Source organism: Pseudomonas sp. BN414, from assembly GCF_029871275.1.
GTDB lineage: Bacteria > Pseudomonadota > Gammaproteobacteria > Pseudomonadales > Pseudomonadaceae > Metapseudomonas > Metapseudomonas resinovorans_C.
Genome location: NZ_SSOL01000069.1, coordinates 128,995 through 146,995 on the forward strand (window position 1 = coordinate 128,995; position 18,001 = coordinate 146,995).

Consider the following 18,001-nt stretch of genomic DNA (forward strand, 5'->3'; position numbering starts at 1 on the left):
TCTAGGGTTTTATCCAGCGGCCTTTCCGGCCGCGGTGGGCCGGACTCAGCGATAGGTGATGAGCTCCGGCGCCTTCAACAGTTCCAGATGCACATGACTGTTGAAGGAAGCCAGGGTCACTTCGCTGCCTCGGAACTTGAGGCGGCTGAGCGAAGTGTTGACGATCTGCCAGTTGAGGCCGAAGGCGCTGTCGGCCGGGATGCCCGCGACCAGGTGGAGCAGGGCGGTGATGGTGCCGCCCGAGGTGAACACGGCAATGTTCTGCTTGCTGTCCGCGTCGGCGAGAATGCGTTCAAGGCCGCCACGGACCTGCTCGACGAAGGAGGCCCAGCTCTGCAGTCCCGGTTTTTCGTATTCGCCGGAAACCCAGCGCAGTACCAGTTTGGAGAACAGGCGCTGGAACTCGGCCCGGTTCTGCGCGCCGTTGCGCAGTATGTGCAAGGCTTCGGGTTCTTCTGGAAGAAGGTCCGGGAGCAGGGAGCGAATCACCGCGTCGGCATCGAACTCGTTGAAGGCCGGATCGATCTGTACCGCAGGCGCGCCGAGGCCGGCAGCGTCGAACTGGGCGAGTGCGGCCTGGGCGGTATGCTGCTGGCGGCGGAGATCGCCGCTGTAGCAGCGATCCAGGCGCAGGCCCAGCTGGGCAAGGTGGGCGCCGAGTACCTCGGCCTGGCGGATGCCGGTGGGCGAGAGGACATCGTAGTCATCGGCGCCGAAAGAGGCCTGGCCATGTCTTATCAGGTAGATACTGCCCACGTACTGGCGTCCCGTGAGGTTGAAAGTTCCGCGAGGGTATGAGGAAGCCCGGGGGCTGTCAACGAAAAAACATACGCTTGTTTGAATGCATTCCCACTGTTTATGGAGACGTTTCCGTTGGCTGGCGGGCCAGGGGTGGCGCCGTTATGCTTGCTGCTTTTGGCGCCGCTGAAAAGCCCGGCGCCAGGTGGGATAACAAGGGGGATTCAAGTGGAGTTCTTTGCCGAGTACGCAGGCTTTCTGGCCCGGACCGTGACCGTGCTGGTGGCCATCCTCGTCGTGCTGGTGGTCATCGCGGCATTGCGTGGCCGCAACCGTCGCGTAGCCAGTGGCCATCTGGATGTGCGCAAGCTCAATGACTTCTACAAGGACCTGCGCGAGCGCCTGGAGCACTCGGTGCTGGACAAGGCGCATGTGAAAGCCGCGCGCAAGGCCGAAACCAAGGCGGCGAAAATCGCGAAGAAGCTGAAGAAGACAGCCGAAGCGAAGCCCCGGGTCTTCGTGCTGGATTTCGATGGCGACATCAAGGCTTCGGCGACTGACCACCTTCGTCATGAAGTGACGGCATTGCTGTCCATGGCAACGAGCAAGGACGAAGTCGTGGTGCGACTGGAAAGCGGCGGCGGCATGGTGCACAGCTACGGCCTGGCTTCTTCGCAGCTCGCGCGCATTCGCGATGCCGGCGTACCGCTCACTGTCTGCGTGGACAAGATCGCGGCCAGTGGCGGTTACATGATGGCGTGCATCGGCAATAAGATCCTCGCGGCGCCGTTCTCCATCATCGGTTCCATTGGTGTCGTGGCGCAGTTGCCCAACGTGCACCGCCTGCTGAAGAAGCACGATATCGACTTCGAGGTGCTCACCGCCGGCGAGTACAAGCGCACGCTGACCGTGTTTGGCGAGAACACCGAGAAGGGCCGGCAGAAGTTCCAGGAAGACCTGGAAACCACCCATGAGCTGTTCAAGGGCTTCGTCGGGCGCTATCGCCCGCAGCTGCATATGGCCGAGATCGCTACCGGTGAGGTCTGGCTGGGCATGGCGGCGCGGGACAAGCAACTGGTGGATGAGCTGAGTACCAGCGACGAGTACCTCGCTGCGCGCGCCAAGGAAGCGGAGCTGTTCCATCTGCACTTTGCCGCTCGCAAGAGCTTGCAGGAGCGCGTAGGACTTGCCGCCAGCGTGGCGGTCGATCGCGTGCTGCTGAGCTGGTGGGAGCGTCTCAGCCAGCAGCGCTTCTGGCAGTGAACCTGATCGCTGCCCAGGCATTCTGATCGTCTCCGGTGCGGCGTCTCGACTCCTTCATGTCGAGTCGCCGCGCTTCCGTCGCACGTTTCTTCGCTGCACTTCCCTCTGCATGATCTAGGCTAACTCCTGTTTCCGATGGAGATCTGCTGCCATGACTGCCGATAGCGGGAGTGACACGAGCAAGCGCAAGGAAACCCGGCTTTTCCTGTTCCTGGTTGCCTGCCTGTTTCCCATCCTTTCCGTGATGATCGTCGGCGGCTACGGCTTCATCGTCTGGATGTACCAGATGATCGCCGGGCCGCCTGGTCCGCCTGCGTAACGCGCCCGCCGCGCTCCTCGCCCGTCGCCAGATCGACTCCCATGAGGCCAAGGACGATGCCGGAACCTCTGCACATCGCCAGTCTGATCGTACATCTCCATCCCCACCTGCTTGCCGCGGTGAAGGACAACCTGCGCCGGATACCGGGCCTTGAGCTCCACCAGGAAAGCCCCGAAGGGAAACTGGTGGTCGTGCTCGAAGCAGCGGATGAAAGCAGGATTCTTGCGACCCTCGACAGCATTCAGAACCTGCCGGGCGTGCTCAACGCCGCGCTGGTCTATCACGAAATCCTCGACGATCCGGAGCTCACCGAACTGACCGTGGACGGCAATCACACCGGAGATGCCTGATGAAACTCACTCGCCGTGAATTCGCCAAGGCCAATGCTGCTGCCATCGCGGCTGCGGCTGTCGGCCTGCCGATCTTCAGCACCGCCAGCAACCTCATCACCGAATCGGACATGACCCGACTCGAATGGAACAAGGCACCCTGCCGATTCTGCGGCACCGGCTGCGGGGTAATGGTTGCCACCCGCGACGGCAAGGTCGTCGCGACCCACGGCGATATCAAGGCCGAAGTGAACCGAGGCATCAACTGTGTGAAGGGCTACTTCCTGTCGAAGATCATGTACGGCAGCGACCGCCTGACCGAACCGCTGCTGCGCATGAAGGATGGCAAGTTCGACAAGCAGGGCGAGTTCCAGCCCATCAGCTGGGACCAGGCATTTGACATCATGGCGGAGAAGTTCAAGGCCTCCCTCAAGGCCAAGGGGCCAAGCTCCATCGGCATGTTCGGCTCCGGCCAGTGGACGATCTGGGAAGGGTATGCCGCGAACAAGTTGTTCAAGGCCGGATTCCGCTCCAACAACATCGACCCCAACGCCCGCCATTGCATGGCCTCCGCCGTGATGGGCTTCATGCGCACATTTGGCATGGATGAGCCAATGGGTTGCTATGACGATATCGAGGCCACGGACACCTTCGTGCTCTGGGGTTCGAACATGGCCGAGATGCATCCGGTGCTCTGGTCGCGGGTCACCGATCGCCGGCTCAGTGCGCCCCAGGTCAAGGTCGCGGTGCTGTCCACCTTCCAGCACCGCAGCTTCGATCTCGCCGACATCCCGATGGTGTTCAAGCCGCAGAGCGACCTGTTCATCCTCAACTACATCGCCAACCACATCATCCAGAGCGGCGCGGTCAATCAGGACTTCATCGACAAGCACGTCAGGTTCGCTCACGGCGCCGAAGACATCGGCTACGGCCTACGGCCCACCGACCCGCTGGAACAAAAGGCGAAGAACGCGGCCAAGGCCAACACCTGGTCGGACATCGGTTTCGATGAGTTCGCCGCCTACGTCAAACCCTACACCCTCGAACGTGCGGCCAAGGAGTCCGGGGTTTCCACTACGCACCTGAAAGCCCTGGCCGAGATGTATGCCGATCCGAAACGCAAGGTGGTGTCGTTCTGGACCATGGGTTTCAACCAGCACACGCGTGGGGTCTGGGCAAACAACCTGATCTACAACATTCACCTGCTCACCGGGAAAATCAGTGAAGCGGGTAACAGCCCGTTCTCCCTCACTGGCCAGCCGTCCGCCTGTGGCACTGCCCGTGAAGTCGGCACCTTCTCCCATCGCCTTCCCGCCGACCTGTTGGTGGCCAATCCGAAGCATCGGGAAACCGCCGAAAAAATCTGGAAGGTTCCAGCCGGCACGATCCAGGAAAAGCCAGGTTTCCACGCGGTCGAGCAGAGTCGGATGCTCAAGGATGGTGTGCTCAACGTCTACTGGCAGCAGGTCAGCAACAACATCCAGGCGGGCCCGAACCTGATGCAGGAAACCCTGCCGGGCTGGCGCAACCCGGACAACTTCGTGATCGTTTCCGACGTCTATCCGACCACGTCGGCCCAGGCCGCGGATCTGATCCTGCCCAGCGCCATGTGGGTGGAGAAAGAGGGTGCCTACGGCAATGCTGAACGCCGTACGCAGTTCTGGCATCAACTGGTCAGTGCGCCGGGGCAGGCCAGGTCCGATCTCTGGCAACTGGTCGAATTCTCCAAGCGCTTCACCACCGATGAGGTCTGGCCAGAAGAGTTGCTGGCCACGGCGCCCGGACTCAAGGGCAAGACGCTTTTCGAGGTGCTCTTCAAGAATGGCCAGGTCGATGCCTATGGCTCAGAGGAGGTCGCCCAGGGCTACGCCAATGACGAAGCCAAGGCGTTCGGTTTCTACCTCCAGAAGGGCCTGTTCGAGGAGTACGCCAGTTTCGGTCGAGGCCACGGGCACGACCTGGCTCCCTTCGACGCATACCACGAGACGCGCGGACTGCGCTGGCCGGTGGTGGATGGCAAGGAAACCCGTTGGCGCTACCGGGAGGGGCACGATCCCTATGTCACCAAAGGCAGCGGCGTGCAGTTCTACGGCTACCCGGACAAGAAGGCGATCATTTTCGCGCTGCCTTACGAGCCGCCAGCCGAGATGCCGGACCAGGAATTTCCCTTCTGGCTAAGCACCGGGCGGGTGCTGGAACACTGGCACACCGGCACCATGACGGCGCGCGTTCCCGAGCTCTACAAGGCGGTTCCCGATGCGTTGGTCTACATGCATCCCGACGACGCGCGCGAGCTGAAGCTGCGCCGTGGCAGTGAAGTGAAGGTCATCAGCCGACGCGGCGAGATCCGCGCGCGGGTGGAAACGCGTGGGCGCAACAAGCCACCGCAGGGGCTGGTGTTCGTACCGTTCTTCGATGCCAACAAGCTGATCAACAAGGTCACCCTGGATGCCACTGACCCCATCTCCAAGCAGACCGATTTCAAGAAGTGCGCGGTCCGCATAGAACTGGTCAGCCTGGCGTGAGGACGCAGACATGAAACGGATCACACCCGCGCTCCTCGCCCTGCTGTGCAGCCTGACGGTGTCGGCCGCTGACCCTGGTTACCCGCTGGATGCTCCGGCTCCCGACGGCCGCCGCCCCGGCGGAAGCCTGGCCGAGTCGCAGCCAGCGCCACCGTTGGCCAATGACGAGAACAAGGACCTGCGACGTGAACGCAACTATCCCGAACAGCCGCCAACCATTCCCCACAGCATCCGGGGCTATCTGATCGACATCAACAGCAACAAGTGCCTGACCTGCCATAGCCGGGCTGCAAGCGCCAGGACGCAGGCGCCGATGATCAGCATCACCCATTACATGGACCGGGACGGCCAGGCGCTGGCCGCAGTGGCACCCAGGCGCTACTTCTGCACCCAGTGCCACGTGGTGCAGAAGGACGTGCAGCCCCTGGTCGGCAACACCTACGAGAACATCGACCAGTTGCTCCAGAAGACAGAAAGCACCGGCAAGAAGCCCTGAGGAGCCGCCATGAAAGCACTTTTCGCCTGGTTCCTCGGGTACTGGAGCATCCTGCGCCGACCCAGCGTGCACTACAGCCTGGGCTTTCTGACCCTGTCCGGATTCATCGCCGGGATCATCTTCTGGGGCGGCTTCAACACGGCGCTGGAGGCGACCAATACAGAGAAGTTCTGCATCTCTTGCCACGAGATGCGGGACAACGTCTTTGCGGAACTCAAGGACACCATCCACTACACCAATCGCTCCGGTGTGCGCGCGACGTGTCCGGACTGTCATGTGCCGCACAAGTGGACTGACAAGATCGCGCGCAAGATGCAGGCCTCGAAGGAGGTCTGGGGCAAGGTCTTCGGCACCATCGATACCCGCGACAAGTTCCTGGCCTTGAGACGTGAACTCGCCGAGCACGAATGGGCGAGACTCAAGGCCAACGATTCGCTGGAATGTCGCAACTGCCACAACTTCGACTACATGGACTTCACCCGCCAGGGGCAGCGTGCGCGGCAGATGCACTCCACCGCGCTGGCTTCCGGCGAAGCCACCTGCATCGACTGTCACAAAGGGATCGCGCACCACCTGCCCGACATGACGGGCGTTAAAGGGTGGCAGTAGCGGCCGCGATCGCTGGAAATCAGGCCAGCTCGGGTAGCAGCACGTCGTGCCACAGGGATTGTTCGTACTGCGGTTTGAAGAATCCGAAGTGACCGATGTTCTTCTCCCCCACATCCGCCGGGGCAATGCGCTTGAAGCGCTTCTCGGCCTGGCGATAGAAACTGTGCAGCGACTCCGTGTTGCGTCCAGACATCATCTCGTCGTCGGTGAAGGAGATGGAGGTGATGGGCGTGCGCACTGCGGAGTAGGCGTCCCGCACCTCCGCGCCTTCGGCACCCACGGCATATTCCGGATCGAGGCACCAGCGACGCCACTGATTGATCACGCCCTTGGGCAGGTCACCCACCATGCCCAGACGCTTGCCGGGGAAGTAGCCGGCCAGGGGGGTGACCAATGGTGCGACCAGGAACCACAGGAGCCAGACGCGGCGGCGCAGTTCAGCAGTATTTTCCCGCCAGTAGCCGCTGCCCGTGGCAATGGTCAGCACTTTGCTGATGCGCTCCGCCCCTTCCACAAAGGGCAGGATCTGTCCTCCCAGGCTGTGGCCGATCCAGTACAGCGGCTTGCCGCCTGCGGCATTGACCACCAGCGAGAGCATGGTGCTGCAGTCATGGCGGGCCCAGTCGAGGATGTCCACGTTCAGGTCACGCAGATGGCCATTGCGCGACTGGCCCATCCCGACGTAGTCGAACGTGGCGACCAGGTAGCCACGTTCTGCCAGCCAGGTGGCGAAAGGAGCGTAATAGCGTTGCGGTACACCCATGGCAGGTACTATCAGCACCGCGGCCTGGACTTCGCCCTTGGGGCGGAACCAGTTGGCGCTGATGAAGTGGCCGTTGCCGTTGTCGATTCGGGTTTCTGTCGAGCTGATCATGGCGTCCATCCTGACGTGGAGAGGCTTTTGGAAAAGCGTGAACCCGGGCAGTATACGAAAGCTAGAAAAGTATTCTAGAAAAATATTCTAGTTTCATCAGAGGACATTCATGGGCCGTCCCTCCCGCAAAGACGACATTCTCCAGGCCGCCCTGGCCTGCTTCGGCGAACAGGGGGTGGATGCCACCACCATCGAGATGATTCGCAATCGCTCAGGCGCCAGCATCGGCAGTCTCTATCACCACTTCGGCAACAAGGAGCGGATCATCGCCGCGCTCTACCTCGAAGGGGTCAGCGGCTATGCGCGACTGCTGGAAGCAGGTTTCGCCAAGGTGGACAGTGCCGAGGGGTGCATCAAGCTGCTGGTGGGTTGCTATGTCGATTGGGTGCTGGCGAACCCGGACTGGGCGCGTTTCATCCTGCATAGCCGGGGGAGGGTGGAGGCGAGCGAGCTGGGCGAGCAGCTCCGCGAAACCAATCGCCTGCACCACGGGCGTATCGAAGAGGTCCTGCGGCCATACCGCGAATCAGGTGCCTACCGTGAGATGCCCCGCGACTGCTTCGTTTCAGTCGTCATCGGCCCGGTCCAGGACTTCACCCGCAACTGGCTGGCCGGGCGCACCCGCACGAGCCTGGCTGATTGCCGCGAGCTGTTCATGCAGGTGGCGTGGGATGCGGTTCGTGCGTAGTTCATGGGGGTGATGTATTTGTGGGAGCGAATTTATTCGCGAATGAATTCGCTCCCACTGCCCAACAAAAAGCCCCGCAATTGCGGGGCTTTTTGTGGGTGCATCACTCAGGCCGTGCGACGGCGGAACAGCGGCAGGGGCTGGTCGCTGGACGCCTGATAGACCTCGGAGAACTCTTCGAAGGCCTTGAGGGCGTCCTCTGGATCCTTGTCCGCACGCAGGGCGAAGGCGTCGAAACCGCAACGCTTGAGGGCCCAGAGCTGATCCCGCAGTACATCGCCGATGGCGCGCACTTCACCTTTGTAGTCATAACGCTGGCGCAGCAGGTAGGCGGTGGAGGAGTGGCGGCCGTCGGTGAAGGCCGGGAAATTCAGGGCGATGACCTGGAAGTGCTCCAGATCACCGGCGATTTCCTCGATTTCCTCGTCGCTGTCCAGCCAGACACCAAGGCCGCCGTCACGGGCTTTCAGGGCGTGGGCGTGATCGCGCCAGAGTGCCAGCGGGATGATGATGTCGTCGCAGTTGGGAATGCCGTCCAGGGTCGAGTCCTTGGCCAGCAGGTGCCAGGTTTCGTCGATCACCTGGCCGTTCTTAATGATTCGCTGCATAAACGCGCTCCTTGAACGGATCGATACCGATACGGCGGAAGGTGTCGAGGAATTGCTCGTCCTCGGTGCGCTGTTCCACGTAGACCTTGATGATCTTCTCGATCACATCGGCCATTTCGTCCTGGGCGAAGGATGGGCCGAGGATCTGTGCCAGGCTGGCATCACGGCCGGCGCTGCCGCCGAGGGAAACCTGATAGAACTCCTGGCCTTTCTTGTCCACGCCGAGAATGCCGATGTGGCCGACATGGTGGTGGCCGCAGGCGTTCATGCAACCGGAGATGTTCAGGTCCAGGTTGCCGATGTCGAACAGGTAGTCCAGGTCGTCGAAGCGACGCTGGATGGCTTCGGCCACCGGGATCGACTTGGCGTTGGCCAGGGAGCAGAAGTCACCGCCCGGGCAGCAGATGATGTCGGTCAGCAGGCCCACGTTCGGGGTGGCGAAGCCGAGCTCGCGCAGTTCGCCCCACAGGGTGAAGAGCTGGGACTGCTCGACATCCGCGAGGATGATGTTCTGGTTATGGCTGTTGCGCACTTCACCGAAGCTGTAGCGATCGGCCAGGTCGGCGATGGCGTCCAGCTGTTTGTCGGTGACGTCGCCCGGGGCTACGCCGGTGGGCTTGAGCGACAGGGTCACAGCCACGTAGCCGGGCTTCTTGTGGGCCACGACGTTACGGGTGCGCCAGCGGGCGAAGCCGGGGTGCTCGGCATCCAGGGCGGCGAGGGCGGCGTCCTGGTCTTCCAGTGCCTTGTAGGTCGGATCGACGAAGTGCTTGGCAACGCGAACCACTTCGGCTTCGGTCAGGGTGGTGGGACCGTCTTTCAGGTTGGCCCACTCGGCATTCACGCGCTCGGCGAAGACTTCCGGGGTGAGTGCCTTGACCAGGATCTTGATGCGCGCCTTGTACTTGTTGTCGCGGCGGCCATAGCGGTTGTACACCCGCAGGATGGCGTCGAGGTAGCTGATCAGGTGCTGCCAGGGCAGGAACTCGTTGATGAAGCTGCCCACGATCGGGGTACGGCCCAGGCCGCCGCCGACGGATACACGGAAGCCCAGCTCGCCAGCAGCGTTCTGTACCGCTTCCAGGCCGATGTCATGAACTTCGATAGCGGCGCGGTCGCTGACGGCACCATTGACGGCGATCTTGAACTTGCGCGGCAGGTGGGAGAATTCCGGGTGGAACGTCGACCACTGGCGGATGATCTCGCACCAGGGGCGCGGGTCGACGAGTTCGTCACGGGCGACGCCGGCGAACTGGTCGGTGGTGGTATTGCGGATGCAGTTGCCGCTGGTCTGGATAGCGTGCATTTGCACGGTGGCCAGCTCGGCGAGAATTTCCGGCACATCTTCCAGCTCCGGCCAGTTGTACTGGACGTTCTGGCGCGTGCTGATGTGGGCGTAGCCCTTGTCGTAGTCGCGAGCGATCTGCGCCAGCTTACGCACCTGGACCGAAGAGAGCAGGCCATAAGGCACGGCAACGCGCAGCATCGGCGCGAAACGCTGGATGTACAGGCCGTTCTGCAGGCGCAGCGGGCGGAATTCTTCCCCCGAAAGCGCGCCTTCCAGATAGCGGCGGGTCTGATCGCGGAACTGCTTGACGCGGTCCTCGACGATCCGTTGATCGTACTCGTCGTATACGTACATGAAATGTCCTGTTATCAGGCTGCTTACAGCTTTTCTGCGCGCACGGCCGCGCACTCCCCGCGGAGCCGGAGGAAGATACCAGTTCGGGGTTATGCGCAAAAGTGATGTTTGAGTATATGTAAAGAACCAAAGGTTATTACTTTTGGAGGGTGCATAACCCTTCGGCTTGAGCCGCCGCAGGGGGTGGTCTTTACTCGTTGTGCAAGCCGCCTATAACCACAACAAATGGGGGACGCCATGACCGAACATTCCGAGGACGCCAGCCGCGACAGCAAGGTTGATGCCTGGGCCATCTTCTTCCTGATTCTGATCGCCGTTTCCACTGCTGTTTTCTGGGTCAGCCACCAATAAATGATGCGCGAAGCGGGCCGGCGAGAGTCGGCCCGCTTCGTCGCGTCCGATTGCCCCGCAAGAAGTGGTTATACTTCGCCGCTGCTTTTTCAGGGTGATCGAATGAAAGGTCGCTACTCCTCCCTTCTCCTTGGCTTCTGCCTGGTGTTCAGCCAGTCGCTGAGCGCCGCTTCCGTGGTGTTTCTCAATCCCGGCCGGACCAACGAACCCTTCTGGGTCAGCTATGTGCAGTTCATGCAGGCCGCTGCCCGCGACCTGGGCATGGATCTCGAGGTCCGTTACGCCGAGCGCGACCTGAACCGGATGCTCGATCAGGCTCGCGAAGTGCTGCAGGGCGAGAATCGGCCCGATTACCTTCTGTTCGTCAACGAACAATACGCGGGGCCGGAAATTTTGCGCCTGGCTCGCGGCAGTGGGGTCAAGCTGTTCTCGGTGAACAGCAACCTGACTCCTGACCAGCAGACGCTCACCGGCGGCACCCGGGAGCGCTATCCCGACTGGATCGGCAGCATGGTCGCGAATGATGAGGAAGCCGGCTACCTGATGGCGCGCACGCTGCTGGACCTGCAGGCGCAGCGCGCACCCGGCCAGCCTTTCGATGTGCTGGCATTTTCCGGCGTGAAGCAGACACCCGCCGCCCAGCTACGCGAGCAAGGCCTGATGCGTGCCCTGGCTGAGGTCCCCAATGCCCACCTGCGGCAACTGGTCTACAGCGAATGGAATCGCGAACGTGCCCACACGCAGGCGCTGCAATTGTTCCAGCGCTATCCCGACGTGAAGGTGGTGTGGTCGGCCAACGATGAGATGGCCTTCGGCGCAATGCAGGCTGCCACTGAACTTGGGCATGCACCTGGAAAGGATGTGGTGTTCTCCGCCTTGAACAATTCCACGGAAGTCCTGCACACCTATCTCGATGGAAAGATCAGCGCGCTGGTCAGCGGCCACTTCACCCTGGGTGGCTGGGCCATGGTGCTGATCCACGACTATGACGCCGGGCTGGATTTCGCCAGGCACGGTGGCAAGGACCAGGAAGTGCGGTTGTTCATGTCGCTGGATCGGAACCGGGCGACACGCCTGCTACGGCATTTCGAGCGGCAAGGCTTCGAGCTCGATTTCCGCAAGTTCAGCCTGGTCGGCAAGAAGGGGGCCGGCGCGTATCGATTCTCCCTCGAGCCGCTGATCGATTGAGGCTCATATGCCTGCGAAGTGCAGTATCAGCTTCACCAGCCCATACAGCACCAGCGCGAAGATCGCCGTGAACAGCACGCCCAGGATGATGAAATGGCTGGGCTTGCCGCGGCTGAAGTCGCGAGCGCGATTCTTCCCGCTCTGCACGCCAAAGGCCGCAGCCAGCACGCTTTGCAGCATTTCACGGAAAGTCAGGGGTTGATCGTGGTTCTTGTCGTCCATGGAGCACCTCCTGGCCTGAGCTTAGCTCGTTGGCCCGGAATTGCCGTGGGTTGTTTCACGGCGCGGTGCGGTGCAGGCGACGCGTGTTGACCAACTTCACGGCGCGGGCGCGCAGCTGACCGCAACCACCCTCGACGTCCTGTCCGGCGGAGTTGCGGACCTTGGTAAGTACGCCGCGGCTGTGCAGGTAGCGCACGATCTGCACGATACGGTCGCCGTCCGGACGCTGGTACTCGTCCGCGTCCAGGCTGTTGTAGGGGATGAGGTTCAGCACCGCGTATTTGCCCTTGAGCAGGCGCAGGATGCCGTCCATTTCGCCCTGGCTGTCGTTGATGCCCTTGAGCAACGTCCATTGGTACTGGATGGGGTAGCCAATAGTGCGGGCGTAGCCTTCGCCCAGCTCCACCAGTTCGTCCGGCGTGATGCGCGGCGCCTTGGGCAACAGCTGCTCGCGCAGATCGGCGCGGGTGGTGTGTAACGACAGGGCAAGGGCCGGTTTGACCCGCTCGCGAGGCAGGCGCTCGAAGACGCGCATGTCGCCGACGGTGGAGAACACCAGATTCTTGTGGCCGATGCCGCCGTCGGTGCCCAACAGATCGATGGCTTCCAGCACGTTCTCCAGATTGTGGGCCGGTTCGCCCATGCCCATGAACACGACCTTCTTCACTGGTCGGAAGCGGCGGGCGAGGGCGACCTGGGCGACGATCTCGGCGCTGCCCACCTGGCGCAGCAAGCCGCTTTTTCCCGTCATGCAGAACACGCAACCCACGGCGCAACCCACCTGGGTGGAGACGCAGAGACCGTCGCGGGGCAGCAGCACGCTTTCCACCATCTGGCCATCGCCAAGCGTCACCAGTAGGCGAGCTGAACCGTCGGTGCCGGGGTGCTGAGAATCCAGGCGCACCAAAGCGTCCAGCTGTTCGGCCAGCGCGGGCAGGCCGTCACGGACGCTCAGGGGCAGGAAGTTTTCAGTGTGTTGGCGCCGGGTGCCGGCATCCAGGGGCTTGCCTTGCAGCCAGGCACGCACCACCCGTCCACGGTGGACGGGGAGGGCGCCGAGGTCGGCCAGGTGCTGGTGGATATCGCTGATACGCATGGGGCGCGCATCCTACCACTGTCCCCGAAACCCTGGCAGACCCGCCAGGCGCCCGGTTCTAGGACTTCAGGGAGCCTCTACGCTGATGGCGAATGCGGAGGTCATCCGGATGACCACTTCCTGGTTGAGGTAGGACGGCTTGAGATCGATGTCGGGGCGCACTCTCACGACCTTGCGCGTGCCATCGTCGAACTCAAGGGTGGCCGTGTGCTGCGTGGTGTCGATGGCCTTGACCACCGCCGTGACTTCCACGGTATTAGCCGCCAGAATGCCCGGCTTGTCGCCTTCGGGTGCAGTTGCCACCAAGCCCGCAGCCCCGTCCTCGTGGGGCTCATTGGGCGCGCGCAGCTGGATGACGCGCTCGTGGGTCACCACCGCATTGACCCGGTCACCGACTTTCAGCTGCGGGAAATTGCGCATTTCCGGCACCGCGTTGAAGGTCTGGCGATTGCCCTTGTCGTCTTCGAGGGTAAAGGTCCGTTTCTGATGGTCGATGGCGGTGACGACCGCCGAGACTCGTTCCGTCTCGGTGACGACGCTACCGGGTACACCCTGGGCGTAGGCTTCACCTGTGCTGGTGGTCGCTTCCAGGCCGTCGTTCTCGGCATGGCTGCTGCAACCCGCGAGCAGGCTGATTGTCATCACGAGCGCAGGGATGTGGCGGGAATGGGGCATATCGTGTCCACCTTGTCTATCGGGTTCCATGTGGGTTGGATGCGCGGCTGGTGGTCGTCCATCTTCATCCGGGCATCCCGCCTGGTCGGCTTATTCAGCGTAGGCGAGGCGGCGACATTTGCCTCCGTGGTATTCTGGCGCGCTGTTCGATCCAGTGATCCAGGAGCTGTAAATGAAGTTCATCCATCAACGTGAGCACCTCAACGAGGGAGACCTGGTCGTCATCCAGTGCTCGCAGACCTGCAACATCCGCCTGATGAACGATGCGAACTTCCGCAGCTTCAAGAATGGTGCCCGCCACAATTACATCGGCGGCGCGTTCGATCGCTTCCCGGCAAAGATCGCGGTCCCCAGCACCGGCTTCTGGAACGTCACCCTCGACACCGTCAGCCGCCGCGCCATCAGCGTGACGCGCAAGCCCAACTTCGAGTGGTCAATCAAGTTTGTGAGGCGTACCAAGGGTTGATCCCCAGGTATGAAAAAGCCCCGCCAATGCGGGGCTTTTTTTCGTTTTCGGCTTTGGGCTTTGGGCTTTTCTTGTGGGATCAGTTCTCGTATCCCAGATTCGGCGACAGCCAGCGCTCGCTCACGGTCTGGTCCTGGCCCTTGCGTTTACTGTAGCTCTCGATCTGGTCGCGCTCGACTTTGCCGACGGCAAAATACTGCGCGTCCGGGTGGGCGAAGTACCAACCGCTGACGGCAGCTGCCGGGAACATTGCGTAGTGCTCGGTGAGGGTGACGCCGGAAGCGCCTTGCGGGTCGAGCAGGCGGAAGAGGGTGCCTTTCTCGGTGTGGTCCGGGCAGGCCGGGTAGCCGGGAGCAGGGCGAATGCCCTTGTACTGCTCCTTGATCAGCGCCTCGTTGGTCAGTTGCTCGTCGGCCGCATAGCCCCAGTATTCCTTGCGCACGCGCTCGTGCAGCCATTCCGCGCAGGCTTCGGCCAGGCGGTCAGCCAGTGCCTTGACCATGATCGCGCTGTAGTCGTCGCCCTTGGCTTCGTACTGCTTGGCCAGTTCTTCGGCGCCGATGCCGGCAGTGGTGATGAAACCGCCCACGTAGTCGGTGATGCCGCTCTCTTTGGGTGCGACGTAGTCGGACAGGCAGAAGTTCGGCTTGCTGTCGGGCTTGATGGTCTGCTGGCGCAGGTGATGCAGTCGGGCGAGGGGCTTGCCGTGGCTGTCGTAGACCTCGATGTCATCGTGATCTACCTGGTTGGCCGGCCAGAAGCCGAACACCGCACGGGCCTTGATCTGCTTGCCGTCGATCAGCTGCTTGAGCATGGCCTGGGCATCGTTGAACAGCGAAGTGGCCGCTTCGCCCACGACCTCATCGGTGAGGATGCGCGGGTACTTGCCGGCCAGGTCCCAGGAAATGAAGAAGGGGGTCCAGTCGATGTACTGGGCCAGCACGGCCAGGTCGATGTCCTCCAGTACCTGGGCGCCGGTGAAGCTCGGCTTGGCGGCGCGGTAGCTGTTCCAGTCGAACTGCGGCTTGTTGGCCAGGGCGTCGGCATAGGCCAGGCGCTCGGTGCGGGAGGCACGGGCGGCAGTGCGCTCGCGGACTTCGGCGTACTCGATGCGGGTCTTCTCGACGAAGCCGGCCTTGAGTTCCTTCGACAGCAGTTGGGTGGCAACGCCCACGGCGCGAGAGGCGTCGGTCACGTAGACCACCGCGTCATTGCTGTACTGCGGGTCGATCTTCACGGCGGTATGGGCTTTGGACGTGGTGGCGCCACCGATCATCAGCGGCAGGTTGAAGCCCTGGCGCTGCATTTCCTTGGCAACGTGGACCATCTCGTCCAGCGACGGGGTGATCAGGCCGGAAAGGCCGATGATGTCGCACTTCTCGGCGATGGCGGTCTGCAGGATCTTCTCCGCCGGCACCATCACGCCCAGGTCGACGATGTCGTAGCCGTTGCAACCCAGCACCACGCCGACGATGTTCTTGCCGATGTCATGCACATCACCTTTCACGGTGGCCATGAGGATCTTGCCCTTGGCTTCGGGCTTGTCGCCTTTTTCCTCTTCGATGAAGGGGATCAGGTGCGCCACGGCCTGCTTCATCACGCGGGCCGACTTGACCACCTGGGGCAGGAACATCTTGCCCGAGCCGAACAGGTCGCCGACCACGTTCATGCCGCTCATCAGCGGGCCTTCGATCACTTCGATCGGACGCGCGCATTGCTGGCGGCACTCTTCGGTGTCTTCGACGATGAAGGTGGTGATGCCCTTGACCAGCGCATGTTCCAGGCGCTTGCCGACGGGGTAGCTGCGCCACTCTTCGTTCTCGGCTTCCTTCACCGCGCCGCCGCCCTTGAAGTTGTCGGCGATGGCCAGCAGGGCCTCGGTGGAGTCGGGGTTGCGGTTGAGCACCACGTCTTCGACTTTTTCACGCAGCTCGGCCGGGATCTCGTCATAGATTTCCAGCTGGCCGGCGTTGACGATACCCATCGTCAGGCCGTTCCTGATCGCGTGGTAGAGGAATACCGAGTGGATGGCCTCGCGGACCGGGTTGTTGCCGCGGAACGAGAACGACACGTTGGACACACCGCCGGACGACAGCGCGTAGGGCAACTGGTCGCGGATGTAGGCGCAGGCTTCGATGAAGTCCACCGCGTAGTTGTTGTGCTCTTCGATGCCAGTGGCGACGGCGAAGATGTTCGGGTCGAAGATGATGTCTTCCGGCGGGAAGCCCACTTCGTTGACCAGGATGTCGTAGCTGCGCTGGCAGATTTCCTTCTTGCGCGCGGCGGTGTCGGCCTGGCCGACTTCGTCGAAGGCCATGACCACCACGGCGGCGCCGTAGCGCTTGCACAGGTTGGCGTGATGCTTGAACTGCTCGACGCCTTCCTTCATGGAAATCGAGTTGACGATGCCCTTGCCCTGAATGCACTTCAGGCCCGCCTCGATCACTTCCCACTTGGAGGAGTCGATCATGATCGGCACGCGGGAGATGTCCGGCTCGCCGGCGATGAGGTTGAGGAACTTCACCATCGCCGCCTTGGAGTCGAGCATGCCCTCGTCCATGTTGATGTCGATCACCTGGGCGCCGGCTTCCACCTGCTGCAGGGCGACTTCCAGGGCTTCGGTGTAGTTCTCCTCGCGGATCAGTCGGGCGAACTTGGCGCTACCGGTGATGTTGGTGCGCTCACCGACGTTCACGAACAAGGAGCTGCGATCGATGGTGAACGGCTCCAGGCCCGAGAGGCGGCAGGCCCGGGGAATTTCCGGGATGACGCGTGGCGGGTACTTGGCCACGGCCTCGGCAATCGCCTTGATGTGCGCCGGGGTGGTGCCGCAGCAACCGCCGATGATGTTGAGGAAGCCGCTCTTGGCGAACTCTTCCACCACCTCGGCCATCTGTTCCGCGGTTTCGTCGTACTCGCCGAAGGCGTTGGGCAAGCCCGCGTTGGGGTGCGCGGAAACATGGGTGCCGGCCTTGGCCGCGAGTTCGGCCAGGTAGGGGCGCAGCTCGGCGGCGCCCAGGGCGCAGTTAAGGCCGACGGAAATCGGCCTGGCATGGCTCACCGAGTTCCAGAAGGCTTCGGTGGTTTGTCCGGACAGGGTGCGGCCGGAGGCGTCGGTGATGGTGCCGGAGATCATGATCGGCAGTTCGAAGCCGATTTCCTCGAAGACGCCCTGCACGGCGAAGATCGCCGCCTTGGCATTGAGGGTGTCGAAGATGGTTTCGATCAGGATCAGGTCGGCACCGCCCTCGATCAGGCCCTTGGTGGCCTCGGTGTAGTTCTCCACCAGTTCGTCGAAGGTGACGTTGCGGTAGCCGGGGTCGTTGACGTCCGGGGAGATCGAGCAGGTGCGGCTGGTCGGGCCGAGTACGCCGGCGACGAAGCGCGGGCGATCCGGGGTTTCCAGGGTCTTGGCGTCGGCGACCTTGCGGGCCAGTCGCGCGCCTTCGACGTTCAGTTCGTATACCAGCGATTCCATGCCGTAGTCGGCCTGGGACACCTGGGTGGCGTTGAAGGTGTTGGTTTCCAGGATATCGGCGCCGGCGTCCAGGTAGGCTTTTTCGATGGCGCCGATCACGTCCGGGCGGCTCAGGATCAGCAGGTCGTTGTTGCCCTTGACGTCCTGCGGCCAATCCGCGAAGCGCTCGCCACGGTAGTCCTCTTCCTGCAGCTTGTAGCTCTGGATCATGGTGCCCATGCCGCCGTCGAGGATCAGGATGCGCTCTTTGAGCGCCTGTTGCAGGGCTTGCTGGCGGGCGATGCGGTCGGACATGGGAACTACCTGAGGGGTGGCGTGAACAAAGGCGAGGATGATAGCAAAACCTTAGTATTTTTTAGCTTGTTCGCCGTTTCCATGAATTCTGTTCATGTTGGCGGCGGGGTCGGTTCGCCGACCTGTCCCGTAAGTCAGTA

Annotated in this window: 17 protein-coding genes; 9 read left to right on the plus strand and 8 right to left on the minus strand. The window is 62.3% G+C overall.

Annotated elements, in window-relative coordinates; genetic code table 11:
• Positions 1-45 precede the first annotated feature (45 nt).
• Positions 46-756 carry a histidine phosphatase family protein gene (locus E8E95_RS17125; protein ID WP_280352118.1) on the minus strand — a complete coding sequence of 237 codons (711 nt, stop codon included), beginning with the start codon at positions 754-756 and terminating at the stop codon, positions 46-48.
• Positions 757-966: 210 nt separating this feature from the next.
• Here E8E95_RS17125 and sohB point away from each other — a divergent pair, with 210 nt between their 5' ends.
• The 6 genes from sohB to E8E95_RS17155 all read left to right on the plus strand — a co-directional run bounded on the left by sohB (position 967) and on the right by E8E95_RS17155 (position 6,279).
• Positions 967-2,001, plus strand: coding sequence for a protease SohB (sohB, locus tag E8E95_RS17130; RefSeq protein ID WP_280352120.1), 1,035 nt, complete (start codon positions 967-969; stop codon positions 1,999-2,001).
• A gap of 151 nt (positions 2,002-2,152) precedes the next feature.
• Entirely contained in the window at positions 2,153-2,320 is a 168-nt protein-coding gene (gene napE / locus E8E95_RS17135; protein ID WP_077526004.1) for a periplasmic nitrate reductase, NapE protein, read from the plus strand.
• Between the two features lie 56 nt (positions 2,321-2,376).
• Positions 2,377-2,670, plus strand: coding sequence for a chaperone NapD (locus E8E95_RS17140; protein ID WP_280352123.1), 294 nt, complete (start codon positions 2,377-2,379; stop codon positions 2,668-2,670).
• A complete protein-coding gene (napA, locus tag E8E95_RS17145) occupies positions 2,670-5,174 on the plus strand; it encodes a nitrate reductase catalytic subunit NapA (protein ID WP_280352125.1) in 2,505 nt (834 codons plus the stop codon). The genes E8E95_RS17140 and napA overlap by 1 nt, the downstream gene beginning before the upstream one ends.
• A gap of 10 nt (positions 5,175-5,184) precedes the next feature.
• Complete coding sequence (locus tag E8E95_RS17150; RefSeq protein ID WP_280352127.1) at positions 5,185-5,670, plus strand: nitrate reductase cytochrome c-type subunit; 486 nt, start codon at positions 5,185-5,187, stop codon at positions 5,668-5,670.
• A 9-nt stretch (positions 5,671-5,679) separates the two neighbouring features.
• A complete protein-coding gene (locus E8E95_RS17155; RefSeq protein ID WP_179062154.1) occupies positions 5,680-6,279 on the plus strand; it encodes a cytochrome c3 family protein in 600 nt (199 codons plus the stop codon).
• A gap of 19 nt (positions 6,280-6,298) precedes the next feature.
• On the opposite strand, the gene E8E95_RS17160 is transcribed toward E8E95_RS17155, so the two are convergent.
• Positions 6,299-7,153 (minus strand): alpha/beta fold hydrolase, encoded by an 855-nt coding sequence (locus E8E95_RS17160; protein ID WP_280352129.1) that lies wholly within the window; start codon positions 7,151-7,153, stop codon positions 6,299-6,301.
• A 109-nt stretch (positions 7,154-7,262) separates the two neighbouring features.
• Between E8E95_RS17160 and E8E95_RS17165 the strand changes: the two genes are divergently transcribed.
• Positions 7,263-7,841 carry a TetR/AcrR family transcriptional regulator gene (locus tag E8E95_RS17165; protein ID WP_280352131.1) on the plus strand — a complete coding sequence of 193 codons (579 nt, stop codon included), beginning with the start codon at positions 7,263-7,265 and terminating at the stop codon, positions 7,839-7,841.
• 107 nt (positions 7,842-7,948) lie between these two features.
• On the opposite strand, the gene E8E95_RS17170 is transcribed toward E8E95_RS17165, so the two are convergent.
• Both E8E95_RS17170 and E8E95_RS17175 read right to left on the minus strand, forming a co-directional pair.
• Positions 7,949-8,449, minus strand: coding sequence for a DUF934 domain-containing protein (locus E8E95_RS17170; protein ID WP_179062157.1), 501 nt, complete (start codon positions 8,447-8,449; stop codon positions 7,949-7,951).
• A complete protein-coding gene (locus E8E95_RS17175; RefSeq protein WP_280352134.1) occupies positions 8,433-10,091 on the minus strand; it encodes a nitrite/sulfite reductase in 1,659 nt (552 codons plus the stop codon). Before E8E95_RS17175 ends, E8E95_RS17170 begins: the two co-directional genes overlap by 17 nt.
• Positions 10,092-10,544: 453 nt before the next feature.
• On the opposite strand from E8E95_RS17175, the gene E8E95_RS17180 reads away from it, so the two are divergent.
• A complete protein-coding gene (locus E8E95_RS17180) occupies positions 10,545-11,630 on the plus strand; it encodes an ABC transporter substrate-binding protein (protein ID WP_280352136.1) in 1,086 nt (361 codons plus the stop codon).
• A 3-nt stretch (positions 11,631-11,633) separates the two neighbouring features.
• Here the strand turns inward: E8E95_RS17180 and E8E95_RS17185 are convergent, their stop codons facing one another.
• From E8E95_RS17185 to E8E95_RS17195, 3 genes are all read right to left on the minus strand, one after another.
• A complete protein-coding gene (locus E8E95_RS17185; protein WP_280352138.1) occupies positions 11,634-11,852 on the minus strand; it encodes a DUF2970 domain-containing protein in 219 nt (72 codons plus the stop codon).
• Between the two features lie 55 nt (positions 11,853-11,907).
• Complete coding sequence (locus E8E95_RS17190; protein ID WP_280352140.1) at positions 11,908-12,948, minus strand: RNA methyltransferase; 1,041 nt, start codon at positions 12,946-12,948, stop codon at positions 11,908-11,910.
• 66 nt (positions 12,949-13,014) lie between these two features.
• Positions 13,015-13,623 carry a hypothetical protein gene (locus E8E95_RS17195; protein WP_280352142.1) on the minus strand — a complete coding sequence of 203 codons (609 nt, stop codon included), beginning with the start codon at positions 13,621-13,623 and terminating at the stop codon, positions 13,015-13,017.
• A gap of 172 nt (positions 13,624-13,795) precedes the next feature.
• Between E8E95_RS17195 and E8E95_RS17200 the strand changes: the two genes are divergently transcribed.
• Positions 13,796-14,089, plus strand: coding sequence for a DUF1883 domain-containing protein (locus tag E8E95_RS17200; RefSeq protein ID WP_280352144.1), 294 nt, complete (start codon positions 13,796-13,798; stop codon positions 14,087-14,089).
• A 79-nt stretch (positions 14,090-14,168) separates the two neighbouring features.
• Here E8E95_RS17200 and metH read toward each other — a convergent pair whose 3' ends face one another.
• Positions 14,169-17,861 (minus strand): methionine synthase, encoded by a 3,693-nt coding sequence (metH, locus tag E8E95_RS17205; protein WP_280352146.1) that lies wholly within the window; start codon positions 17,859-17,861, stop codon positions 14,169-14,171.
• Positions 17,862-18,001: the final 140 nt, after the last annotated feature.